This window comes from Dyadobacter bucti, assembly GCF_005869225.1.
Lineage (GTDB): Bacteria > Bacteroidota > Bacteroidia > Cytophagales > Spirosomataceae > Dyadobacter > Dyadobacter bucti.
Genome location: NZ_SWFP01000003.1, coordinates 589,880 through 615,063 on the forward strand (window position 1 = coordinate 589,880; position 25,184 = coordinate 615,063).

Here is a 25,184-nt window from a genome sequence, read left to right on the forward strand (position 1 = left end):
ACCTGCCCTTGAAATGATATGCTATACGGTTTTTTCAAGAATCGGTTTCAAAACCTTTATCCATCTCCGGTAGCCTTCTTCATTCATGTGAAGGCTGTCGCTGAGAAAAATACTTCCGTCCGGTCTGCCGTTTTTCAGCATCACCGGCCACACATCTATATATTGATGATTTTTATCCGATTTGATAAAATCCCGGATCAGCTTGTTTGCTTTCTCAACCTCTGCCCTTCTTTCCCAGCGTGAGGGGGAGGGTTTCAGGGAAATGCCGTACATGAGCACATCAGGCTGCTTTTCCCGGATTGTTTTGGTGAGTGCCACATATGCATCGCGGACTTGTTCAGGCGTTTTCTTTTTAGACCCGAACATATCGTTTTCGCAATAAATCACAACAGTTTTGGGATTGTATTTCAGGATCGTCCGGTCGGCGTAGTAAATGACTTCCGGGAGGGTGGATCCGCCAAAGCCTCGGTTAATGATCGGTAGTGGAGCCAGGTCTTCGGCGGCGGATTGCCATTTGGTGAACGAAGAACTTCCTGCAAAAACGATCCCGCCCGGAGCAGGCATTTTTTCGGCATCTTTCGCCTCATAATTTTTGATGCTGCTTTCCGATCTATCCAGTTTATAATCAGGCTCCCAGGGGACATCCAGCGATGTGTAATTCGGTTTATTGCACGCGCCAAGCCAGACGACTAACAGAACCAGGAAGTATTTTTTCATTCTGAACTAAAAAGTGGATATACCAGAGAAGGCAAATCGACTCTGTTTTTAATGTTCGCAAAGTAAAAATTTAAGGAATCGGCGCTTAATTATTTTTCAGAAAATAGCGCAGCCCAAGCCCGACGCTGGGGAAAGTAATGGCTGGCAGAAACTGGTAGGTCAGGTTTTTGCTTTTGAAGGTTGACTGATCGGACAAATGTTTGGAATTAACCATCGAGAATTCAACGGAAACGGGATTGGAAAACCCGATTGAGCCTGTAATCCACCACCGCTCGGTAAACTGGTAGTATGCTCCGGCACTGACTCCTGCTGCTAACGTGAATGTATTGTCTTTTTCAGCTCTCACATTATTGGCTCCTCCATCGTCATATTTTTTGTTGAAAGCATATCCCAGGCTCAGTTGCGGACCCGCATACAGGCCGAATTTGGTATTAAAATGCTTGTAAAACTGCCAGAAACGTCCTAATCCGAAACCAAAGCCGTTAATCCCGTTGTAGGTCGATGGTATGCCTTCCACGCGGGAATGACTGCTCTTGCTACCGCTCAGAGAGTTGCTCAGGCTCCATCCCGTAGCTGTGTTAGCGGTCCTGAATTTTCCGATATCGATGTTGAAATTGTACCCGTATCCGTTCGTCGTCTCTGATTCGCTGGGATTAATGTTGTTGAAATTTATACCGGCCGTACCGGAAATGAAATGTTTGCCCTCGGTCTGAGCCATTAAAACACCTTTGGAGCAAATTAATATAACGCTAGCTAAAAGTATACGATTTTTCATGACAGATCTGTTTTGCGTTATTGAAGGTACCAGGAGGCCCGAAGCAGGAAATAATTGGAGAGGCCGGTAGTGATCCCGGAATTGAAATTCACGGAATTAACATCCTGCAGATGCTGGTATTTCAGGCCCAGCGAGAGCAGGTTAACATCAGATTCCAGAGCGAAACGTGAAGAAAACCAGTAAGAAATGCCAGGATTGACTTGTAGACCAACGTTATATCCTGTTTCAAAATCCTTTACCGAGTCCTGGAAATTGGTGACTCTCAGGTAAGAAAAATTTGCGTTGGAATGCAAAAATAATGCCCACTTAGCGCTCAGGGATTTGTACTGGCGAATAAAAGGCGAAAGTGACAACGATAGGTTGTTCAATCCGGCGCGGTATGTCTGGCTAGCAAGCTCGCTTTTGTTGTGCAGAAAATACAGCGATGAGCCCAGCCCGACTCCTATCATCCGGTTATTCCGGGTAAACCATCCCGCCTGAACGGAGGGGTAAACGGCAAAGTAGCTGCTACCGGAGGGAGCACCGGGAGGATCTTTTCTGTGGGTGTGGATCCCGGTCAGATTTACCGTACCTGCCCAGTGTTTTGTGCCTTTTTGCAATTGGCCGCAGACCTTTACTGATAAGCCGGTCATGCACAGCAAAGTAACCAGTATAATTCTTTTCATTGTGTTGGGTTTAATAACTAAAGCAAGATACGCATGTTTATGTAACCGTAGAGTTATTTCTATAAATTTAACAAAAAAGAGACAGCTAATTCTAGCTGCCTCTAAGAACTACCGATACCAAATTTAACCTAACAATCTTTATAAATCGCTGTCATCTAGTGATTTCAGTTAATTTATCTTGATATTTTATAATTTTTTATTTACTCAGTTCTACGTTTCGGGCTGTGCACTTTTCAGAACACTCCGGACCAGTTTCCCTGACGGTAATATTGTAATAATCTTTGTTGCATTAAAAAATCGTACTTCGCCTGGATCGCGTTGGCCTGTGCCTTTGCAAGGTTCGCTTTGGCCAGGGAATATTCGAAAATATTGGCTATACCTGCATTCAGCTTACTCTCAACCAATGCGAAATTTGCCTTCAGCGATTCAGACTGTTCTTCGGCGGCTGAATATTTATCCGCCATGGCATTCATATTCAAAACCGCCAGTTCGATCGCCTGTCTCAGCTGCTGATTGGTGACATCGAGCGTGTTCTGAGCAAGCCTTTCCTGCACTTTTGCCGAAGCTACTCTCGGGCGTGTTACCCAGCGGCCCATGATCGGGATGTTCAGACCGAGGCTGACATATCCGTTCCGGGTTGCATTCAACTGTTTGAAATACGCGAGTTCATTGTTGGTCGATGCGTAAAACGCTCCGAAACCTGCTCCGAGTGAAAGTGAAGGAAAATTGCTGGCTTTGATGGATTTGACCTGGTAGGAAAAGCTCTGACGATAAAGTTCGGCGCTTTTGAGTTCAGGAAAGGTCAGCTGCGCCTCCTTGAAAATAGTCATTGCATCGTCTCTGTGCTTGGTAGTATCTCCGGCAGTCAGCGCTTCAAATTCCACTTTGTCGTCCGGCGCGATATTGATTCTCTGAAACAGCGCAAGTCTGGCGGTACGGTAGTTGTTTAATGCCGTGACCTGATCGAATTTGTCATTGGCCAGCTGTGCTTTGATCTCATAAAGCAAATTGGATCCGATAATTCCCGCATTAACCTGTTTGGAAACCCTGTCAACCTGTTGTTCAGAAGATTGTACCTGCTGGATGGCAGCTTCCAGTAACGCTTTGGTGGCCAGAACATTTACATAACCCTGCATCAAAAGAACGGTTTGTGCGTTCAGTACCGCGGTACGGTTTTCTATGGCCGACTCTTTCAGCAGCACATTCTGACGGATCTGGTTCTGTAATTTAAATCCCTGAAAAACAGGAACCTGAAATCTCGATCCCAGTGAACTGTTATTGTAAACCTGATCGATATACGCATTGGTATATTGGTCAATGCTCCGGCCGATGTTAACACTCTGGTCAACGCTGATATTGATCTGAGGCAGGATTTGCGAACGGACCTGGCGCAGATTGGCTTGCGCCGCTTCTGCCTGGAGATTTCCCTGCTGGTAGGTCAGGTTGTTTTTTGTCAGCAAATCGACACATTCGGCCAGGGTCAGAACATCCTGTGCACGGGTGACTGCCGGGAAAAGCAGAAGAAGCAGAATTAATTGTTTCATGGCTAATATTCTTTTACGCAAGCCAACCGTCCTTCAATCGTACCACGCGGTTTCCGTAACCTGCATTGATTTCGGAATGGGTGACCTGAACGATCGTTACTTTGTCTTCCTGGTTAAGTTTTTGAAATAATTCCATAATTTCTATCGACTGCTCGGAGTGAAGGTTGCCGGTTGGTTCATCCGCAAAAATCACTTTTGGATTGTGCACAATGGCGCGGGCAACACCCACCAATTGCTGCTGTCCGCCCGACAACTGGTGCGGGAACAGATCTTTTTTGGCAACCATGTTAAAGCGGTCAAGCAACTCGGCTACCCTGCTTTTACGCTCAGACGATGGGGTGCCCTTGTATAAAAGAGGTGTTTCGATGTTTTCATAAACCGTCAGCTCATCGATAAGGTGATACGCCTGAAATACGAACCCGATATGATGGCGGTGCAATTCCGTGCGTTTTTTTTCTGAGAGTTTCTGGACAGGTTCATCCAGAAAAAGATATTCACCTTCTGAGGGTTCTTCGAGTAAACCAAGGATATGGAGCAAGGTCGATTTCCCTGAACCTGATGGTCCCATAATCGATACGAACTCGCCCTCTTTGATATGTAAATCAATGTGCCGCAAAACATATGTCTTGCCAAAACCTGCCGGGTAATACTTTGATATTTTGTCTAACTTAATCATGAGAATTGGGATTTGAGATTTTTGGTACAATTAAAGATAACCTGATTTAAAAACAATGTTCGTACCTGAACCTCTTTTGCCAATCCTATTTTAAAAAGCCTTGCCAAAAGGATAAGTGTTTGACAGGCATTGTTTTAGGTTTTGTCTTTAAAAACGAACCGTCCGAAATCGTACAAAATGTGTACGGTATCGGACGGTTCGGAATATGCGGTATTTTGATGACCTAACTGGCTGTTTTTACGTCGGTTACATTCAGCATAAACTGGTGCAGTTCCGTGTTGCGGACAAATGGTTTGAGCCATTCACTCCCCGGCCCGAACATCGCCAGCTCAACATAATCAGAAGAATGGTCCATCCCCGACCAGTTGATGTAGGTATACGCCGACTGGATCAGAGCCAGCTCTTTGAAAGGTAGCTTTTTAGGATTGTACAGCCCTTCCTGATTGAGGGTAGTATAGTATTTCTGCAACCTTTCAGCCTCCTCTTTTTTGATCGCATAACCCTGGGCGGCTTCCAGTCTTTCTATGATCTGGGCAGCGGTGGAATCCCGGTTCAGACCGTTCAACACCCAGTCGTTGGTATGTTTGGCTGTATGCAGGTAATCGAAATTTCTGCTATTCAATGTTCCGCCGAACAAGCCCGGATTTCCGTTTCCATGATCGGTCGTGATGATAACCAGCGTTTCTTTGTCTTTTTCTGCAAAATCAATGGCTACTTTGATCGCATCGTCGAACGCAACCTGGTCGTAAAGAGCTGCAACCGTGTCATTGGAATGTGCAGCCCAGTCCACTTTACCGCCCTCGACCTGCATCACAAATCCTTTTTTATTGGTATTCAGCTTTTCAATAGCCTTTCTGGTCATTTCCGCAAGAGTTGGTACCTCTTTCTTCAATGTCGCGTCATGCAGCTGATCGAGTGTATAAGGCAGCGCATCCTTGCCGAAAATTCCAAGCAGAGGCTGGCTGCCCTGGGCCGGAACATTCATCATCGCCTCTTTATTACGCACGACCTGATATCCATTATCTGCAAAGCTTTTGAACAGATCTGTTTTATCTTCCCGGCTGTCGGCGCTGAAATACTTGGCGCCGCCGCCCATCATGACATCGAATTTCAACGGAAGGTATTGCATCGCGATTTCTCCCTGATCACCCCGGGAGCTGTTGCTGATGCAAAAGCCGGCCGGAGTAGCATGCGTGATAGGCACAGTGGTGACGCAGCCCACGGATTTTCCGGCAGCCTTAAATTTTTGAAGGATAGGTTTGTTCAAAGTACCGTCAGGATTAGCATTCAACGATCCGTTGTTCACGCGCACACCGCCGCCCCATGCAGAGCTGCTGGCGGCCGAGTCGGTAACTACCGAATCTGCCGATGCGGTATCCATTAGTGCCCGCTGTGCTTTGTTATCGGTATATAATTGCATCCAGTGGCCTATCCGGCCTTCTTGACGCTGGGTCAGCAAACTAGCCATGTTCAGCGTGCTGGTGCTCATACCATCACTGACCATAAAAATGATATTTTTCGCCGTTTTGGAATTTCCTTTGCGCCGGTCGGACCGGTCCGTTGCGCCGCTGGATTGAAAGGGCAGCAGGAGTGATGTTCCCAGAACTGTCAGGGAGGAATTTCGGAAGAACTCTCTTCTTCTCATGGATGTACCAATCTTCATAAGTCAAAAAAATAATGATCTGACCAATGTAAGACGGTGGTGTTATCACATGATTTTGACAATGTAAAGGTTGTGTTAAACAATTGGTTTGGCTTAATTAATCGACGCGTAACAACTTTGCCGGGCTTATCCCAGCCGCTTTTGCCCCTTGTAAGCCCACAGTGAAAAATGCGATCGCAACTGCGGTTCCCCCGGACAGGACAAAGATCCACGCGGTAATATCAATGCGGTAGGCAAACCCGGCGAGCCAATGATTCATAAGGAGATAAGCTATGGGGCTGGCGATGAAGATCGCGGTGATTATCATTTTTACAAAGCTTTTGGAAAACAAAATAACGATATCGGAAACGCTAGCGCCGAGAACGATCCGGATACCGGTTTCACGGGTTCGCTGTGTAACCGACAGGTTGGCAAGACCGAAAAGCCCGATGCTGCAAATGAAGATCGACAGCGCGGTAGCATTTCCGATGATCTTTTGCCATCTCAGTTCCTGTTCATAGTGTTTTGTATTCTCTTCATTCAGAAACGTATATGTAAATACGGCCCCGGGAAGTAGTTTTTTGAATGTTCTTTCAAGGGAGGAGATAGCCTCTTTCTGTTTTTTGTCATCAATTTTTACCCAAATCGCGTCCCCTCCGTATTGCCCGCTCGCCGGCATCACCATGGGTTGTATACGCTCGCGAAATGAACCGAAATGAAAATCGTTCACTACGCCTGCAATTGTAAAGTCTTCGTTTCCGGAATGGGAATCCGTTTTGATCAATGTGCCTACCGGGTTCTTTAAATCGGCCGCTTTTACAAATGCTTCATTTACAATAACCGCATACTTTTGGTCCGACGGAAACGATGGGGAAAAATTACGGCCCAGTTTCAGTTTTACTTCCATCATAGGCAGGTAATGCGGATCTATACTGCGGTAATAGCCAGGGATATTACGGTCCTGGATTTTTGTTTCCCGTATCCCAAATTCTCCTGCGAAAGATATTTGCCGGATATTCGGGGTGTCGTGCAGCTCATTCCGGAATTTGGATGCTATGTCATGGTCAGCCATCAGGGCAGGGATATTTATTTTTAAGATTTGTTCCGGGTTGTAGCCAAGGTTTTTTGTTTTGATAAATTCCATTTGCCCGTAAAAAACCATCGTGGCAATGCCCAGGAAAATCGCAATGGAGAACTGAAAAACGACCAGGGTTTTTCCAACAAGGTTCTTTCCGCCAAGCTTTTCCCTTTGATACAATACCTGCACGGGGCTGACTCCGGAAAGCAAATAAGCGGGGTAGACGCCAGATAAAAGGTTGTTAATAAGAAAGATAAAGAAAATCCAGATCAGCAGGTTTGTCCGAAGTATCTCTTTGAAAACAATCTGTTTGCCCGCTAACTGGTTGAAAACGGGTATTGTCAGGTAGGCGATACCAATGGCACACACAAAGGCGATAATGCATAAAATTGCAGATTCACCCATCAACTGCATGAGGATCTGAATCCTGCTGCTCCCCGACGCTTTTCTTATACCAACTTCTTTTGCCCTTTTTAAGGAATGGGCGATGGTTATGTTGATGAAATTGATGCTTGCCATTAGCAAAATGAACAACGCGATCCCCAGGAAAAGATAGGAGTATATGGGTTTGCTTCCGTTGATAACCCCGCCTTCACGGCTTTGACCCGAAATTTCCTGTGGATTAAGATGTATATCCGATATTTTTTGCAAGCCGTAAACAATTTGCGGCGACGACCCTGTTTGTTTTTTATGGGCCAGAAATTGTTCCCGTGAGTTGATCTCATGAATCCGGTTGAATTTCCGAACGACCAAATCGGGATTGGCTTTCGGATGCAAAACCACGAAAGTACCCAGGTATGCATTCAGCCAGCTGGTATCATCGAACGAAACCTGCATAAACCGGAACGGAAAAAGGATATCAAACTGAATCGAGGAATTTGCAGGCGGATCCTGGATCACTCCTGCAATAACCAGCGGTTTCCCGATCCGCATCGCGGAGGGGTCCGCGATCATCTCCAGCGTTTGGCCGGTGACATCGGTGCGATTAAAGAATTTGAGTGCTGTTCTTTCTGTTATCACTACCGAATTGACGTTCTTTAAAGCAGTGGCTGCATTTCCATAAAGCATTTTGAAGGAGAAAACGTTGAAAAAAGTGTCGTCTGCAAACAGTAACTGTAGCTTAAACGCTTTGTTACAGGACTTCACATCGCCGTAAATATCACCTCCCATCAGTCTTGCGTATTGAAGTACTTCCGGAACCTGAGCTTTGAATGCAGGACCCTGCACCTGGCCTGTCCCGCCGCTTTTTACAATATTACCGTCCTGTATGACAGTACTTGTCACTCGGTATAAATGCGGGTTGTTGGAGTGAAATGTATCAAAACTGTGCTCATCGGCAACATAGAGTGCTGCAAGAATAACGCATGCGGTACCTACGGACAACCCTGAAATATTGATACATGCATACAGCCTCGTCTGCCATAAATGGCGACGGGCAAGAACGAAGAAGTTTTTGAGCATGGATTTTAGGGAAGGACTTCCATTTTATAGCCGATGCTGTGAACGGCGGTGATTTTCACTTTCGGGTCTTTTATCAAGAGCTTCCTCAGCCTTGAAACAAACACGTCCACACTGCGGCCAACAATGACGCCTTCATCTTCCCAAACCGATTTGAGTATGAAGTCACGTTCAAGGATCTGATTGGAATGGGTTACAAAAAGATTGAGCAACTTCGTCTCCCTATATGTCAGGTTGTGCGTTGCTGTATCGGAAATCAGGGTTTGGTTTTGGGTGTCCAGTATGGAATTCCCGAACCCAATGCCGGTCGCAGCCGGAGCTATAAGGATTTCAGAAGCATTAACAGTTGCATCTTTTGACCGGGATCTTTTCCAGGCGATAAACCAAAGCCCTGCCAGCGCGCCGCCGAAGGGCAACAGCCACCAGCTACCACTGCCCTGGGCAACGGGCGGTGCCATAATAAAACTAACCTGGACATCATAACAACCTTCTTCACGCTGCCTGCCCTGGCAGGGTATGCCGCCTTTTTGATTCAAATCCTGAAAATTATAACCAAGCTGCAGCACTTCGGTTCCGCATTTCGTCACCGCCACATTGTATCCTTCTGTAATTCCCTGCATTTCCAGTGATTGTTTCAGGAGGTCCGGCAATTTTTCATAGTCGAACAAATGATCCACTTTGATAGAGAATGTACTCGCGCTAACCTGCCTGACAGGCGGGATCTGCGAAATGGAATCTCCGTTTGCGATGCGTAAATGATGGGCTGTACGTCGCAGTGCAAGGTTCGCTTTTTCTGCAAACCGGATAGCTTCATTATTAGCGATGGCCGGTTTCGGGCCAAATAACAACCCGGTCAATACCCATAAAACGAAAGATAGGTTTCGGGCAGATTCAAGCGGGTTGTTATACGATCCGGACATGCTTTTCTTTCTTAACAATTGTCTTTTTTCTTAACGGGCATATTCGAGGCAGGGCCGAACCAATGAAAAACCGGAACCACTTGCGCACTGTCTGCCGGAGCTACCTTCTCTGTTTTTACGGGTTTTTTGGCTGGTTCTTTACCTTCCTTTCCTTCCGGAAGTGCAATGGAGGTGGATACGGCCAGTAACACAACGCAGATAAAAACGCTTACATTTTTCATATTTTCCTCTGTTTAAATGAACAGAACAAATGTATCGAGGAGTAAATTATCTGCTGGTAAAAGCCTGTAAAACCTTGTAAACGAAATGTAAAACCATGTTATTTTTTTTGCGATCATGGTCATACGATTATAGATACAAACTACATTAAATTTCCATTAATCAAGAACATAACACTCGGTCAAAAGTGTTACTTTAAAAACAAAAGGAATAAAAAGTTTGAAAACCATCTCCCGACAGGATCCCTACGCTGCACTACGCTACTCAGATTTCAGATTTTACATCTCCAATACATTCCTTTTTTCAGCGACTATCCTGATTCAGGAAGTCATCGTTGCGTACGAATTATATAAAATGACCCATGATCCCCTCGCCCTCGGATTGATCGGGCTCGCGGAGGTGATCCCGTTTATTATAACTTCCCTGCTCGGCGGATATATCGCCGACCAGAAGAACAAGACCACGATCATGCACATCAGTCTTGTTGTCATTTTGTTCGGTTCCGTCATACTTTATACTGCTTTTCAGCCGGTCATTTACAATGCATTGAGCCAGGGACAGCATCTGGCGGCGATCTACCTTGTTTTCGCGTTGATCGGGTTTGCGAAAGGATTTTATTCCCCGGCGTCCAGTTCGCTGAAACCGTTTCTTGTACCGCGCACGATTTATCATAATTCGTCCACATGGAGCAGCTCATTTTCCCAGGCGGGCGCTATAACCGGTCCGGCCGCAGCAGGATTTTTATATGCCTACATGGGGCTGACGCACACATTATTGATCGTGATCGCCAATTTTGTGGTCTGCTGGATATTACTCGGGTTGATCAAAACGCGACCGGAGTTTCCTAAAATTGTTACTCCTCTGATGGAAAGCTTAAAGGAAGGCTTCCGGTTTGTATTTAAAACGAGGATCGTACTTTATGCAATTTCTCTTGACTTGTTTTCTGTGCTTTTTGGCGGGGTAGTGGCTATTTTGCCGGTTTTTGCAGAGGATATTCTCAAAGTAGGGCCAGAAGGATTGGGCCTGCTCCGGGCTGCGCCTTCTATCGGCTCACTGCTGACGATGTTTGCGATGGCATACTTCCCGCCCACGCGCAATGCCTGGCGGAATATGCTGATCGCCGTGGCTGGTTTCGGGATTTTCACAATCGTATTTGCACTGTCGACCAACTTCCTTTTATCCTGTGCTGCGCTTTTCGCAACCGGCGTTTTTGATAGTGTAAGCGTCATTGTGCGGCAGACTATCCTGCAAATTTACCCGCCGGATGAAATGCGCGGCCGCGTCGCGGCAGTAAACGGGATGTTCGTCAGTTCGTCGAATGAGCTCGGCGCATTCGAATCCGGTGTTATGGCCAAAGCATTTGGAACGGTTCCTTCGGTTCTGGCAGGAGGCGTTTTTACGCTCATTGTCGTTGGCTGGATCTATGCGAGATCAAAGGATTTGTTTGCTGTGCGATTGAGTTAGGGCTTTCAGCAGTCGGCTGTCAGCTTTCGGTTTTTTTGGCTTCTTATTAAAAACAGGCCATATATCAATGTCAAAACAAACGGCAGCCACTCATTGTAATTACTTGCGGTTTATTTTATAAAAGACTGGCGGAGCGATTCGGCCGGTCTTTTTTGTCTCATCCGTCAAAATTTAAACTCTTCTTCCTGCATTGCCGGCAAAATCCCTAATTTTGCCAAATTCATGATTTTGATGGATTGTTTATTGTTTTTTAAATTGATTTTTAACCAAATAGAATGAACCAAGCACCTGCTACTTCTTTACAAGACATTGTTGGGCATGCCAAGGAATACGGTTTTGTGTTCCCTTCTTCTGAAATATATGATGGGCTTCAGGCCGTTTATGACTACGGTCAGAATGGTGTGGAGCTGAAAAATAACCTGAAAGCAGCCTGGTGGAAGGCTATGACGCAGCTTCACGACAATATCGTGGGCATTGATGCGGCTATTTTTATGCACCCGCTGACATGGAAGGCTTCGGGGCATGTCGATGGATTCAATGATCCGATGATCGACAATAAGGATTCGAAAAAAAGATATCGCGCGGATCAGCTCCTTGAAGGAAAAGCGGAACAATACGAAGCAGAGGGCCAGGCGGAAAAAGCGCAGGCTTTGCTTGCTGAAATGGGGCGATTACTGAGCGCCGAAGACCTGACGGGTGTGCGTGAACTGATCATTTCCGAAAATATCAAGTGTGCGGTTTCGGGCACTGCCAACTGGACCGAGGTGCGCCAGTTTAACCTGATGTTCAGCACACAGGTAGGTTCGGTGGCCGAGGAGTCAAATCTGATTTATCTGCGTCCGGAAACTGCTCAGGGGATTTTCGTGAACTTTCTGAATGTGCAGAAAAGTGGCCGGATGAAAATTCCGTTTGGTATTGCGCAAATTGGCAAGGCGTTCAGAAATGAGATTGTAGCCCGTCAGTTTACTTTCCGGATGCGGGAATTTGAACAGATGGAAATGCAGTTTTTTATCCGGCCTGGTACTGAAATGGCTTGGTACGAAAGCTGGAAAGAGGCACGGATGAAGTTTCACAAAGCGATTGGCCTGCCTGCTGAAAAACTGAAATTCCATGACCACGAAAAGCTGGCGCATTATGCCAATGCGGCGGTCGATATTGAATACCAGTTTCCGTTTGGTTTCCGAGAAATGGAAGGAATTCACTCCAGAACGGATTTTGATTTGAGGAACCATCAGGAATTGTCGAAAAAGAAACAGCAGTACTTTGATTCTGACCTGGATGAAAACGGCAAGCCCTATGGAAATTACATCCCGTATGTGGTTGAAACGTCTGTTGGCGCTGACCGTCTTTTTCTGGCTACTTTTTGTAATGCTTATACTGTAGAAACAGTTGGCGAAGGCGACAATGTGAAAGAGCGGACTTACCTGAAATTGCATCCTGCCCTGGCACCTTTTAAAGTGGCGGTTTTGCCTTTGGTTAAAAAAGATGGTCTGGCTGAAAAAGCACAAGCGATTGCCAATTCGCTGAAGTCTTCATTCCGAACTACTTATGACGACGGGGCGGCGATCGGTAAGCGGTATACGCGCCAGGATCTGATCGGAACACCGTTTTGCATTGCTGTGGATTATCAGACGATGGAGGACGACACAGTAACGATCCGTCACCGCGATTCCATGGCGCAGGAGCGTGTGGCGATCAGTGAGTTGAAAGAAAAAATAGGTTATCAGGTTGCTATTGAGCGCATACTGGAAGCAATATAAAGGGTTTTTTACCCCTGTATTAAAGGAAGCATAAGTTATTCCCGGCTGGATTAGTCGGGAATTTTTATTAAATAGCCAATTTCGATTACATCAACAGGCAAAGGAGATGATCAACAAACTATACAACACTTCACTGGGATTACTGACTGATCTGTATCAGTTGACGATGGCTTATGGCTATTGGAAATCAGGAAAAGCTGAGCAGGAGGCTGTTTTTAACTTGTATTTCAGAAGGCACCCGTTCGAGGGCGGCTTTACCGTTACATGCGGGCTCAGCAGCATCATCGATTATTTACAAGCATACCACTTCGATGAAGATGATCTGCTTTATGTGGGTTCTCTCACAGGCAGTGACGGGCAAAAGCTTTTTGAACCCGGGTTTCTTGACTATCTCTGGACGATGAAATTTGAATGCAGTATCGATGCCATTCCCGAGGGTACGGTGGTCTTTCCAAATGAGCCGTTATTGAGGATACAGGGGCCGATTTTGCAATGTCAGTTGCTGGAAACCCCTTTGCTTAATTTGCTCAACTTTCAATCACTGATTGCCACAAAAGCTGCGAGAATGCGGCTGATTGCAAAAGATGATATTTTACTTGAGTTCGGTTTGCGCAGGGCACAGGGACCTGATGGCGGAATGACTGCCAGCCGGGCGGCTTATGTGGGTGGTTTCGATGCTACTTCCAATGTGCTGGCCGGGAAGTTGTTTGACATTCCGGTAAAAGGAACGCATGCGCACAGCTGGGTGATGTCATTTGACTCCGAGCTTGAATCATTTGAGACTTACGCCAGGTTCATGCCGAACAATGTCACGCTGCTGGTGGATACGTATAACTCTATCGAAGGAGTGAAAAATGCGATCAAAGTAGGGTACCAGTTACGTGAAAATGGGCATGATCTTGCTGCGATCCGGCTGGACTCGGGTGATCTGGCTTATCTGAGCATAGAGGCGCGTAAGATTTTGGATGAAGCGGGGTTCGAAAAGACCAGTATTGTAGCTAGCAATGATCTTGACGAGTATATCATGGACAGTCTCAAAATACAGGGGGCTAAAATTAATATATGGGGGATCGGGACAAAGCTCGTGACTGCTTTTGATCAACCTGCTTTGGGAGGGGTGTTTAAGTTGGCCGCAATCCGAAATGAAGACGGGGAGTGGGATTATAAACTGAAACTGTCGGAACAGGCGATCAAAGTTTCGACTCCGGGCGTGCAGCAGGTGCGCAGGTTTAAGGATGCGACGGGCTATATATCGGATATGATCTTCAATATCGAAACGCCTTTGATTGGAAAATCGACAATGATCGACCCTTACGATTTTACAAGAAATCGTTCTTTTCCTGAGGCTACACATTTTGAAGATTTGCTTGTGCCAGTCTTTGCTAAGGGGCAACTGGTATATACCCTTCCTTCTATCCATGAAACGAAGGAGAGGGTTCAACAGCAGCTTTCGCATTTTCATAAGGGGATCAAAAGGTTTGTGAACCCGCATACCTATCCGGTCGGACTGGAGAAAGAGCTGTTTGATATGAAAACAGAATTGATTGTAAAGTTGAGAGCGAGGAGTGAAAACGAAGGTCAGTGACAAATATGGAAGCAAATTTTCAACCCGACAGAGAATTCCTGAAAGAACTGGTAAAATATAAAATGCCGTTCGGGAAATATAAAGACTGGCTTATTGCTGACTTGCCTGTTTCTTATCTTGAATGGTTTCAGCGCCAAGGTTTCCCTGCAGGAAAACTTGGCGCGATGCTCAATACCATGTATGAAATCCGCCTGAATGGGCTGATGTTTCTCATCGATGGTTTGAGAAAGCTTGGCTGAGAGGCGTATTGCTCACCAGCACAAAATTAGAAGTAAATTTTTCTGAGCTTTCGAGACTTTTAATGCATCCGTGCGTCTAAATGGAAAACGCGCGTATGTATGGCTTATGTTAAGATTTGGATTCACGGCGTATGGAGTACAAAATACAGATCGCCAATCCTGAAACCTCCCGTGTTGGAGAAGATCTGCTCTCATATCAGAGCTAACGCCAGAAAAAAAGGTATCTACATTGATCGCATCAATGGGCACGAAGATCATATTCATGTACTTATGTTACTGAAATCCGAGTACAGTATTGCAAAGCAAATGCAGCTGCTGAAAGGTGAAAGTGCTCATTGGGCTAATGAAACGAATTTGGTAAAAGGCGGCCTGGAATGGGGAGTTAAGTATTTCGCCGCGTCAGTAAGTAAGGATAAATTGGATATCGTCAGAAGATACATCGACAATCAACAGGTTCACCATCAAAAGCAAAGTTTTGTGGAAGAGTATGCTAATTTTTTAGGGAATATCGGGTATGAGGATGTGGATTTTGAATGATCCAACGAGATATCAGGACTTCGTCCGACCTAGGGGGTCGGACGATGCGGATGAGCAGATATCGTGGATATGTGTCCGGAGCCCAGGACTTAAGTCCTGGGTTCCGGGTTCCGGGTTCGGGTTCAGACGGACGGGTTGCGTATATCAGCGTTCCGGCATCAGCACCACCTTGATGAAGTTTTCATCATTGAAGGCATGGTCGCGACCCCATCGCAGGATCGTCATACGCCAGGGTGGCATCGCGGGGCCGCCACGGCGGCGCCGGAGCCCAGGACTTAAGTCCTGGGTTCCGGGTTCCGGGTTCGGGTTCAGACGGACGGGTTGGGTATATCAACGTTCCGGCATCAGCAGCACCTTGATGAAGTTTTCATCATTGAAGGCATGGTCGCGACCCCATCGCAGGATCGTCATACGCCAGGGTGGCATCGCGGGGCCGCCACGGCGGCGCCACAGCCCAGGACTTAAGTCCTGGGTTCCGGGTTCGGGTTCAGACGGACGGGTTGCGTATATCAGCGTTCCGGCATCAGCACCACCTTGATGAAGTTTTCATCATTGAAGTATTGCAGGGCAGCTGCTCTGGTAGTAGCGACAGTGATGGATTTTAGCAATCGCTCCTGCTCAAAAATTTCATTTAGGTCGTCGCCCAAAAAGGTATTGTCATCCAGGTAGTTCAGCCAGAAATTGTTCGTCTTCACCGCAGTTTCCATTTTACGACGGGTTTCTGCAACAAATTTGTCGATATCTTTAGGGTCAGCCCCATCTTTTTTGATCCTGGCAATCTCTTCCTGCGTCCGTTTTACAAGCTTTTCAACATTTTCCGGCGCACAACCGAAACTAATCGTGAACCGGTAATGTCCGGAGGGGAATTTGTCCGTCGACTCAGAAACACTTACGCCATACACTCCGCTTTCTTCCTCGCGGAGCGCCTCAATTAGTTTGATCTGCAATACTTCCTGTAATGCTTCTACCTGGATATTATTTTCGGGATTGTATTCATACTCCCCGCTGGAAACCAGGGCAACACGACTTTTTGGTTCCAGACCTTTGTATATGGTCTTTTCTATTTTCCCTTTTGGCGGATAAATATTGGCATGTTTGAAAGTATCATTCCGATCAGTGGACGGAAGGGAACCCAGGTATTTTTCCAGCAATGGTTTGATCGCTTCTACCTTAACGGCCCCGACAATCGTAAATACAAAGTCGGAAGCATCTGAAAACCGGTCTTTGTATATTTCTACGGCGCGGTCCAGTTTTACTTTGTCTATACTTTCCGGTTTTAGTGGTGTGCGTTTTGGATTGTGACTGGTGAGTATGGCATTCAACGAATCGGAGAAAACCTTTTCAGGAGTAGGCGTCTTTTGCATATTCCCCAGATAGGCCTTTTGATTGGCCAATATACCGCTGGCTACGTCGGCATCTTTCCTTGGCGCGGTAAAATAGGCATAAATCAGCTGCAAAGTAGTTTCGAGATCTTTCGGATTCGTATTTCCGGCAATTCCCTCGGTTAATTCACTTATGTAAGGGCCGGCACTTGCAGTTTTTCCGGCAAGAAACTTTTGAAGCTGCGTCTGATTATAAGGCCCGACGCCGCCTGATTCAATCAGGAAACTTGTAAATATTCCGGTTTCTCTTTCGTCTGAAAATAACGAATACCCGCCTTTCGCAGTGGCCTTGATCAGTATTTCGTCATTCTTGAAATCAGTAGGTTTCAACAGTACTTTCACGCCGTTGGATAATTCCAGTTCAGTTACATCCAGTTTCGGTAAAGTTTTTTCGCCGGTGACTTTTCCAGACTTAGGTTCTGCGGCAAGGAGAGGGGAATCCACCACATCGTCGACATAGGCGGTAACATCTTTTCCTGCCCCGGCCAGAAGCGACCGTATCTCCGCCTCGGTAGGGAGGGCATTCTTGCTGTCTTCCGGCCCCATAACTACTACCGCCCGATTTTTTTCGGTGATGTATTTTTTAGCAAGTGCATTAACTTCTGCTAAGGTGACCGCTGCCATGTGTTTATTGGCAAATGCGAAATATGCCTCGGTACTCATGAAAGGTTTTTCATGTAAAAAATGATCCAGATAATCCTGGACGTGGCTTGAAGACTTTGTTTTGTCTCTTTCTTTATAATACTGTTCTACCGAATTCAGAAAATCTTTTTTTGCCCGGTCCAGCTCAGCCTGCGTAAAGCCAAATTTCTGCACTCTTATATTCTCTTCCAGCAAAGCTGTCAAAGCGGTTTTTAAGGAAGCGGCATCCTTCGCAAGTGCCACCGATGTATAAGAATCCAGATTGCCGAGAAAATCGCCATACTGGCTGCCCCCATACAGAAAAGGTGGATTCGCTTTTTGTGTCAGCTCCTGCATCCGTTGTCCCAACATCGCATTGTAGAGTTCCTGAGCAAAGTTATTGCGTACATCCAGCAGCGTTTTTTCTTTGTTATTAGGTTGTTTGTAAATAACCTGGATAAGGTTTTGAGGGTACTCAGGATCGGTTACTATGGATATCCTTGTCGAGCCGTCAAGTGGTATGTCATATTTCACACGTTTTTTGGGGTTGACAGGCGCAGGAATCGAACTGAATTTTTTGATAATACTTGCTTCAACTTTGGCTACATCAAAGTCCCCCACGGCGATCACGGCCATCAGGTCCGGCCGGTACCAGTCTTGGTAAAAGGCCTTTATTGTCTCCGGTTTAAAAACTTTCAGGATACTATCTTTCCCGATCGGCATTCGTTCCGTATATCTGGTATTCCCGAGAATTGTTTTCAAAAACTTGTCGCGCATCCGCTGTTGCGCACCACGGCGGCTCCTCGACTCTTCCAGCACCACGCCTCTTTCTTTATCTATTTCATCAGGGTCCAGCAAAGCACCATGCGCCCAGTCTTCCAAAACCTGAATACCCTTATCAAGTAAGCCGGCCGAATCTGTTGGAATGGGCAGCATGTACACCGTTTCGTCGAAGCCGGTATATGCATTCAGATCTGCTCCGAAACGGACACCTGTTTTTTGTAAAAAATTAACCAGCTCATTTTTAGGGAAATTAGTAGTCCCGTTGAAATTCATATGTTCCATAAAATGCGCAAGGCCCTGCTGATCGTCGGTTTCCAGTATGGAGCCGGCTTTTACAGCCAGCCGGAGTTCGGCCCGGTTTTTAGGTTCGGCATTTTTCTTGATATAATAGGTAACTCCATTCTTAAGCTTTCCCACTTTTACAGCAGGATCAAGCGGGATTTTTTGAGCTGCGAGCTCCTGTGCCGAAACCGAGGAAACAGACAGAATTCCCAAACCAACAACACTTAAAGCCATCAAAGCCTTTTTCATTTTTTTAATTTTAAATTGATAGAATTGAGGACGGGGCGAAATATATCTGGAAAGATCACGATTCCCAAAAACTGGCGATAATGTTTTAAGGGCTTGATGAATTTTATAATTTCTATATGCGTGTAGTTGGACGGGCGATTTGAAAACTATCTGCCTGCGGAATCCATTCTGACCATTTCCGTAACTTCCAAAGTCAGGAAACCGAACTCTTCCGTCACTTTTCCACATATTTTATAAACTCCTTTTCCGGTAAACCGGTATCTTGCTGCTACCGGTGGAAAATGGACGGTGTCGATAAATTGGCCTTCCTGATCCAGAAACGTGCCGAAATGCATCACTTCTCCTTTTGCGGTCCGGGTATTTTTGGTCGCTACCAGATAACCATATTGTACCACATGTTCGCCGACATATTTATACAGGTCTTTCGACATCACACTTTGCGGTAATCCCTCTTTCACCATCGAGAAAGGACTGCATAGGGGAAAACCAAGCAATTCTATCTGGTCATAGGCATCGTCGATTTGGGAAGAATGAAATGTTGGTAATTCAAAGTCCTTGACATCGGTGTGAAACAATTGTTTCTGAGGAACTTTCGGGCTTTTATTGATCCAGAAGTGCGCCTTCCAGAGCAATGTTTTTTTGTCGATCCCTGTAAAACGGAAGGCATTGATGCGGATCAGGATCGTGATCTGTTCGATGGAGATCGCCACGCGGTCCAGAAAGTTATTCAGAGAAGTAAATTCTCCTGCTTCCACTCTTGCTGCCAGAATTTTTTCAATCGTTTTCTCTTCAATTTCATTCAGAAATCCGAAACCCAAATAAATGTCTTTTCCCCTGATGATCGTATCCGCCTCACTATGGTTAATGCATGGTGCCAATACATTTGCCCCGAGCATTCTCGCCTCGTGCACATATAGTTCCGGTCCATAAAAGCCGCCGCCATTGTTCAAAACGGCCACCATATACTCCAAAGGATAGTATGCCTTCAAAAAAAGGGTCTGATAGCTTTCCACAGCATAGGAGGCAGAATGTCCCTTGGCGAAAGCATAGCCGGCGAAACTTGCGATCTGGTTCCAGATGTCCCGCGCTGTCTGCGGGGCATAACCCCTGGCCTGACAATTGCTGAAATACTTTTCCTTAACCCGTTCAAATTCGTCACGGCCCCTGAATTTTCCACTCATCCCGCGTCTGATCACATCCGCTTCGCCCAGTGTCAATCCCGCGAAATAATGGGCAACTTTGATCACATCCTCCTGATAAACCATGATCCCATAGGTTTCCTGCATCAGTTCCAGTAGAATCGGATGCGCGTCTTTTCGCCTCTCTTCGTCCTGATGCCGCAGAATATATTCACGCATCATACCGCTTTTAGCGACTCCAGGGCGGATAATGGAGCTCGCGGCAACCAGTCCAAGGTAATTATCTACCGCCAGTTTTTTCAGCAGCATACGCATCGCGGGAGATTCCACATAAAAACAACCGATACATTGGGCCTGTCTGATCAGATCATTGATTTTCGGATCGGTTTTAAATTTTTTCACGTCATCGATATCAAATTCAGGCGCGTCCGGACGGTTGTAGCGGATCACGTCCAAAGTCTCTTTGATCTTGGCGAGCCCCCGCTGACCGAGGATGTCGTATTTGTTCAGCCCCACATCTTCAGCGATCAGCATGTCAAATTGGGTCGTCGGGAAACCTTTCGGAGGCAGGTCCGTAGCAGTGAAATAATTGATCGGACGTTCGGAAATCAGGATTCCGCCGGCGTGTATGCTTAAATGATTGGGTTGATTGTTTTCCTGCAAATAGTCGGCATACTTGATCACAAGACCTGAAAACTGATCCAGCTTTTGGCGGTCGTATTTACCGTCGCTCAATGCATCGATTTCATAGGCAGGCAGTCCAAAAACTTTCCCTAATTCCCGTACCGCAGCACTATGCTGGAATGTACTGTAGGTGGCAAGCAGCGATGCCTGCCCATTTTTTCCGTATGTATCAAAAATGTATTGTGTGACATCCTCCCGGTCTCTCCATGAAAAATCAATATCAAAATCCGGCGGGTTTTTGCGGTGCAGGTTCATGAACCTTTCAAAATACAGGTCAAGCTCGATCGGATCGACGTTCGTTATGTTCAGCAGATACGCGACGATACTGTTTGCGCCGCTTCCCCGGCCGACATAATAATATCCTTTGTGCCGTGCATACCGGACAATATCATGATTGACAAGAAAGAAGGGGATATAATTTTGATTTTCGATCAATTCGAGTTCGGTGGAAATTCTGTCGAAAATCGCATCATTTACACTATCTCCGTATCTGTAACCTATTCCCTCGTAGGTCAGTTTTCGGATGAGTTGGTAATCGTCCGCCTTGTTTTTCCCAAAAACCTTCAGATTCTGATGTTGTCTGTTGTCCCCGAAACTGAAACGGATTTCACATTCTTCCATCAGTTTTTCGGTATTATAAATGATCTTGTCAAAACTCTTGAAATGCTCTTTAAGGGTCACCAATGGTATTATTTGTTCGGTTTCTTCTGCCGTATCCAACCCACTTAATTTGCTCAATAGCGTATTTTCATCAATGGCCCTCAATAATCGGTGCGTGTTGAAATCTTTTTTATGCCGAAAACTGACAGGCTGCATGATCACCAGTTTATCGACGTGCCTGAACAACGGAGAAAACCTGATCCTTGTAAGATCACGGGTAGAAATTCCGATGTATTCGTTATCAGCAAATTCATCCTTTTTGGACTGGGTCAGTTTTTCAAAAGGATAAATGAAAATGGCATTTTGCAATGCGGGTGCCTGGTCCGGAAAGTTCTCTTTTATATGTGAGTGGCCAGACAAATATGTGTTCAATTCTTGGAACCCAGCGTTGTTTTTCGCCAGACCTACAAATTGCTGCTGAATTCCGTTACGAAAATCAATCCCGACGATGGGCTTGATGCCATACTTAGGCGCAGTGCGAATAAAATTCAAACAGCCGGAAGTATTGTTGATATCGGTCAGCGCAATACACCTGTAACCGTTTTCCTTGGCCATTTTAAGGAGCTCTTCCTCCGGTATTGTGCCGTAGCGGAGACTAAAAAAAGAATGACAATTGAGTAACATGATTTTTTTGGAAAAAAGAAACCTAATACTTACTTTTAACGTTACTAACGCACTACGATATGATCATTGATTTTTCTTCAAAGGACACTGAGAAAATCTGGCAGGGAGAAAGGGTAAGTAAACTGCCAAATGAAGTTCAGGAGGTCGGCAGAAGAAAACTCAGGATGCTGAATAACTCTCAGACGCTAACTGATCTTCGTATTCCACCCTCCAATCGACTAGAGAAACTTTCAGGGAATATGAAGGAGTTTTATAGTATCCGGATAAATGATCAATGGCGGATCGTTTTTAAGTGGCAGGAGGGAAATGCTTCGGAAGTCAGTATCATAGATTACCATTAATGAATAATGAAATGGAAAAATTAAGTAACATTCATCCGGGGGAAGTTTTGTTGGAGGAGTTCCTGAAACCCCTGGGAATTTCTGCTTACAAACTGGCGAAGGACACGGCTATTCCCCAAACCCGGGTAAGCGAGATCATAAAAGGGCGGAGGAGAATTACCGCAGATACCGCTTTGCGATTCAGTAAATACTTTGGCACCACACCTAAATTTTGGCTTGGGTTGCAGGATGACTTTGATTTGGAAGAGGAACAGCATCTTATTTTTCAAGAGTTAAATGATATAATATCATTGCAGAATCAGGCAGCTTGATGAGCGGAGGGATTTTTATGTCCGGAACTAGGCATTTCTATGCGCGGGTATCACGGGTGGATCGCCGTTGAAAGGGTTACCCATGCTTGAAATGTTGGGAATGTCCAGCGTTGTGCCCCAGCTCAGAATTGAATTCCCGCGGTCGTCGGTGCCGTATCTGTTCCGGATGTAATCCATGGCCATATACAGGTTCAGTTTTTCCTCTGTATCATCAAACATATTGATCTGATAGTTGCCCGTGACGAGATCACTGAAATTCACCCCTACCAGACGTACCATCATTCTCCGGTTGTATAGCTGATCAAACAGCCGCTCAATATGCGGAATCAGTATATGATCGGCGGAGGTGTAGGGTATTTTCAGCTGTCTTGAAAATGTGTTAAAATCGGAATAGCGGATTTTGACAGAAACACAAGAAGTCAATTTTTGCCCGTTCCTGAGCTGAAAAGCCAGATTCTCTCCCATAGCCCGGATCATTTCCCTTATTCTTTTCACGTCCCCGGTATCTTTTCCAAATGTACGCTCGTTGGAAATCGATTTGCGTTCGTGAAACGGGACGATAGGGGAATCATCTCTGCCGTTCGCGCGGTTCCAAAGTGCGATGCCGTTTTTGCCCAGTACTTTGGCCATCATTTCCATCGGCATTTCCTGGATCGTTTTTACATAACGGATACCCAGATTATCCAGGAGCTGGTTTGTTTTGTCTCCAACCATCGGGATTTTTTGGATACGCATTGGGGCCAGAAACGTCTTTTCGTTTCCGGCATCCACTTTCAGCCGGTTATTGGGTTTCGCTTCCCCGGTAGCTACTTTCGAAACCAGTTTATTGGTAGACAGCCCGAAAGAAATAGGGAGACTGGTCTCCCGGATGATACGGTCCCGAAGCTCATTAGCCATACTAAAACAGTTGAAAAATTTATCCATACCCGACAGATCCGCATAAAATTCATCGATACTGGCCTTTTCAAAAACAGGGACAGTCTCCCTGATGATCTCCGTCACTACTTTTGAATGTTCCGAATAAGTGCTGGCATTTCCGCGTATCACTGTGGCCTCCGGGCACAAATTTCTCGCCATTTTCATTGGCATCCCTGAATGCACCCCATAACGACGGGTTTCATAACTGCATGCCGCTACCACACCCCGGTCTCCGGTGCCACCCACCAAAACCGGTTTGTTGTCAAGGCGGGAATCAAGCTTCCTTTCCACCGAAACAAAAAAGGTATCAAGGTCGAAATGTAAAATCGTGCGATCCATTGTATTAGGAATTTTTACGAACTTATGGATTTACTCCAAATTTATGGATATGATCCATGAATTAAAAGGAAATATTCCAAAAAAAATTTTATATTTGAGATTGTAAAGGAGTTAGATAAAAACTGATCTGATTATGCCCATTGAAGAGGAGTTCAAACGTTTCAAACAAATACGGGAAGAACTGAACCTGACGCAGTCTGCGTTTGCTGAGGAATTGGGGGTGAGTGTAACTACGGCCGACATTGAAAGAGGGCGGACGCGTATTCCTGGGCAGGTTGTCAAAGAGCTTCTAAAAAAATATCATATCAACCCGCTCTGGCTTTTTGGCGAAAGTTCACAGAAATACCTGCGGGCAGGTCATATATCAGTAAGCCCGGCTGTCGTCACGGTTGATAACACGGGCAAAGAGAATATTGTGTTGGTCAATGCAAAGGCAGCGGCCGGCTACCCTCATAACCTGGGTGATACAAAATGGTTTGAAAGCCTGCCTGCTTTTACCATTCCATTGCCTGAGTATCGTAATGCAACGTTTCGTGGATTCCAGGTGGATGGAGACAGTATGCTGCCTGCTTTGAACTCAGGAGAATGGATCGTAGGGAAGGCGGTGGATAATTTGGAAAGTATCAATAGTAAGCCTATGTATGTAGTGGTTACGGCCGATAGTATTTTGGTGAAAAAGATAAAAAAAGAAAGTGCAGGCGACTTTATCAATCTCATTTCCCTCAACCCGGAATACGCCCCGATCCGCATCGATCAGGCTGAAATCAGGGAGCTATGGCAGGTCAACAGCAAATTGACATTCGATCCAGAGGCAGATACGCAGCAGGTAAGCCTGCACAGCCTGCATCAAGAGATGAGAGAACTGAAGGAAGAGGTGAGGAAAATGGCAAAATAACTGGTTTGCGAATCAGACTTTAAAAGATAAATTTGTAGGAAGGAAGATTTATTTTCAACTAATTCCGCATCATCAATGGCCACACTATTTCCATACATGCATGTTCATAATTTTTTAAGCGATGCTCTAAGTCAAGAAATATTAGCTTATGGAATTAGCAAGTCTGCTGACTTCCAACCTTCTAAAGTCAACAAAAACGGTGTTGGTGTCGTCGCTAACTCCCGAGTATCTAAGATTTTATACGATTTAGGGCCATATCGGGAGATTATTAAAGAGCATATTGGGCAGATCATCCCTCAAATGACCGAGCAACTAAAAATCACTCCGTTTGAAGTAGGTGAGATAGAAGTGGAGCTAGCTGCACACGGCGACGGGGCACTTTTTACGGCGCATATAGACACAACTGTTCATCATCATACCGAGAAGCCAAGGATCATCAGTGCCGTTTATTACTTGCACAGCCAGCCGAAAAAATTTGAAGGAGGGAATTTGCTTTTGCATACCATGCCTTTCGGTAAAGGAAATGATGAACCGAAAGAAATCGAGCCCGAAAATAATTCATTGTTAGCTTTTCCGTCCTTTGCCCTTCATGAAGTACTGCCTGTCATGGCTCAGGGCGTTGAATTTAAAGACTGGAGATTTGCCGTGAACTGCTGGATACACCGGGCATAGGTATA

General features: G+C 45.7%; 21 protein-coding genes. 9 read left to right on the plus strand and 12 right to left on the minus strand.

What is annotated here, in order from left to right:
• Nucleotides 1-21: 21 nt before the first annotated feature.
• From FBF61_RS12505 to FBF61_RS12545, 9 genes are all read right to left on the minus strand, one after another.
• The gene (locus FBF61_RS12505; RefSeq protein ID WP_138477551.1) at nucleotides 22-717 is read right to left on the minus strand and encodes a GDSL-type esterase/lipase family protein; all 696 of its coding nucleotides are present in this window, start codon (nucleotides 715-717) and stop codon (nucleotides 22-24) included.
• Between the two features lie 85 nt (nucleotides 718-802).
• On the minus strand, nucleotides 803-1,492 hold the full coding sequence (locus FBF61_RS12510) for a hypothetical protein (protein ID WP_138477552.1): 690 nt from the start codon (nucleotides 1,490-1,492) through the stop codon (nucleotides 803-805).
• A gap of 17 nt (nucleotides 1,493-1,509) precedes the next feature.
• Nucleotides 1,510-2,157, minus strand: a complete 648-nt coding sequence (locus FBF61_RS12515) for a hypothetical protein (protein WP_138477553.1) — start codon at nucleotides 2,155-2,157, stop codon at nucleotides 1,510-1,512.
• 233 nt (nucleotides 2,158-2,390) lie between these two features.
• Nucleotides 2,391-3,701: a TolC family protein gene (locus tag FBF61_RS12520; RefSeq protein ID WP_138477554.1), complete on the minus strand. Its 1,311-nt coding sequence runs from the start codon at nucleotides 3,699-3,701 to the stop codon at nucleotides 2,391-2,393.
• A 13-nt stretch (nucleotides 3,702-3,714) separates the two neighbouring features.
• Nucleotides 3,715-4,377 carry an ABC transporter ATP-binding protein gene (locus FBF61_RS12525; protein ID WP_138477555.1) on the minus strand — a complete coding sequence of 221 codons (663 nt, stop codon included), beginning with the start codon at nucleotides 4,375-4,377 and terminating at the stop codon, nucleotides 3,715-3,717.
• A gap of 223 nt (nucleotides 4,378-4,600) precedes the next feature.
• On the minus strand, nucleotides 4,601-6,040 hold the full coding sequence (locus tag FBF61_RS12530) for an alkaline phosphatase (RefSeq protein ID WP_229215021.1): 1,440 nt from the start codon (nucleotides 6,038-6,040) through the stop codon (nucleotides 4,601-4,603).
• A 97-nt stretch (nucleotides 6,041-6,137) separates the two neighbouring features.
• The gene (locus FBF61_RS12535) at nucleotides 6,138-8,558 is read right to left on the minus strand and encodes an ABC transporter permease (protein ID WP_138477556.1); all 2,421 of its coding nucleotides are present in this window, start codon (nucleotides 8,556-8,558) and stop codon (nucleotides 6,138-6,140) included.
• 5 nt (nucleotides 8,559-8,563) lie between these two features.
• Entirely contained in the window at nucleotides 8,564-9,475 is a 912-nt protein-coding gene (locus FBF61_RS12540) for a winged helix-turn-helix domain-containing protein (RefSeq protein ID WP_138477557.1), read from the minus strand.
• An 11-nt stretch (nucleotides 9,476-9,486) separates the two neighbouring features.
• Entirely contained in the window at nucleotides 9,487-9,696 is a 210-nt protein-coding gene (locus FBF61_RS12545; RefSeq protein ID WP_138477558.1) for a hypothetical protein, read from the minus strand.
• Between the two features lie 217 nt (nucleotides 9,697-9,913).
• On the opposite strand from FBF61_RS12545, the gene FBF61_RS12550 reads away from it, so the two are divergent.
• The 5 genes from FBF61_RS12550 to tnpA all read left to right on the plus strand — a co-directional run bounded on the left by FBF61_RS12550 (nucleotide 9,914) and on the right by tnpA (nucleotide 15,279).
• Nucleotides 9,914-11,158, plus strand: a complete 1,245-nt coding sequence (locus tag FBF61_RS12550; protein WP_138477559.1) for an MFS transporter — start codon at nucleotides 9,914-9,916, stop codon at nucleotides 11,156-11,158.
• 275 nt (nucleotides 11,159-11,433) lie between these two features.
• Nucleotides 11,434-12,918, plus strand: a complete 1,485-nt coding sequence (locus FBF61_RS12555) for a glycine--tRNA ligase (protein WP_138477560.1) — start codon at nucleotides 11,434-11,436, stop codon at nucleotides 12,916-12,918.
• Between the two features lie 106 nt (nucleotides 12,919-13,024).
• Nucleotides 13,025-14,503 (plus strand): nicotinate phosphoribosyltransferase, encoded by a 1,479-nt coding sequence (locus FBF61_RS12560; RefSeq protein ID WP_138477561.1) that lies wholly within the window; start codon nucleotides 13,025-13,027, stop codon nucleotides 14,501-14,503.
• A gap of 5 nt (nucleotides 14,504-14,508) precedes the next feature.
• Entirely contained in the window at nucleotides 14,509-14,742 is a 234-nt protein-coding gene (locus FBF61_RS12565; protein ID WP_138477562.1) for a DUF3820 family protein, read from the plus strand.
• A 99-nt stretch (nucleotides 14,743-14,841) separates the two neighbouring features.
• Entirely contained in the window at nucleotides 14,842-15,279 is a 438-nt protein-coding gene (tnpA, locus tag FBF61_RS12570) for an IS200/IS605 family transposase (protein WP_138477563.1), read from the plus strand.
• Between the two features lie 509 nt (nucleotides 15,280-15,788).
• Here the strand turns inward: tnpA and FBF61_RS12575 are convergent.
• Both FBF61_RS12575 and FBF61_RS12580 read right to left on the minus strand, forming a co-directional pair.
• On the minus strand, nucleotides 15,789-18,596 hold the full coding sequence (locus FBF61_RS12575) for a M16 family metallopeptidase (RefSeq protein ID WP_138477564.1): 2,808 nt from the start codon (nucleotides 18,594-18,596) through the stop codon (nucleotides 15,789-15,791).
• A gap of 146 nt (nucleotides 18,597-18,742) precedes the next feature.
• Nucleotides 18,743-21,703 carry a DNA polymerase III subunit alpha gene (locus tag FBF61_RS12580; protein WP_138477565.1) on the minus strand — a complete coding sequence of 987 codons (2,961 nt, stop codon included), beginning with the start codon at nucleotides 21,701-21,703 and terminating at the stop codon, nucleotides 18,743-18,745.
• 59 nt (nucleotides 21,704-21,762) lie between these two features.
• Here FBF61_RS12580 and FBF61_RS12585 point away from each other — a divergent pair, with 59 nt between their 5' ends.
• Both FBF61_RS12585 and FBF61_RS12590 read left to right on the plus strand, forming a co-directional pair.
• Nucleotides 21,763-22,044, plus strand: coding sequence for a type II toxin-antitoxin system RelE/ParE family toxin (locus FBF61_RS12585; RefSeq protein ID WP_138477566.1), 282 nt, complete (start codon nucleotides 21,763-21,765; stop codon nucleotides 22,042-22,044).
• Nucleotides 22,045-22,055: 11 nt separating this feature from the next.
• Nucleotides 22,056-22,355 (plus strand): HigA family addiction module antitoxin, encoded by a 300-nt coding sequence (locus FBF61_RS12590; protein ID WP_138478113.1) that lies wholly within the window; start codon nucleotides 22,056-22,058, stop codon nucleotides 22,353-22,355.
• A gap of 27 nt (nucleotides 22,356-22,382) precedes the next feature.
• Here the strand turns inward: FBF61_RS12590 and dinB are convergent, their stop codons facing one another.
• Nucleotides 22,383-23,612 carry a DNA polymerase IV gene (gene dinB, locus FBF61_RS12595; protein WP_138477567.1) on the minus strand — a complete coding sequence of 410 codons (1,230 nt, stop codon included), beginning with the start codon at nucleotides 23,610-23,612 and terminating at the stop codon, nucleotides 22,383-22,385.
• Nucleotides 23,613-23,745: 133 nt separating this feature from the next.
• Between dinB and FBF61_RS12600 the strand changes: the two genes are divergently transcribed.
• Both FBF61_RS12600 and FBF61_RS12605 read left to right on the plus strand, forming a co-directional pair.
• Nucleotides 23,746-24,507: a LexA family transcriptional regulator gene (locus FBF61_RS12600; protein WP_138477568.1), complete on the plus strand. Its 762-nt coding sequence runs from the start codon at nucleotides 23,746-23,748 to the stop codon at nucleotides 24,505-24,507.
• Between the two features lie 75 nt (nucleotides 24,508-24,582).
• Nucleotides 24,583-25,179, plus strand: coding sequence for a 2OG-Fe(II) oxygenase (locus FBF61_RS12605; RefSeq protein WP_138477569.1), 597 nt, complete (start codon nucleotides 24,583-24,585; stop codon nucleotides 25,177-25,179).
• Nucleotides 25,180-25,184: the final 5 nt, after the last annotated feature.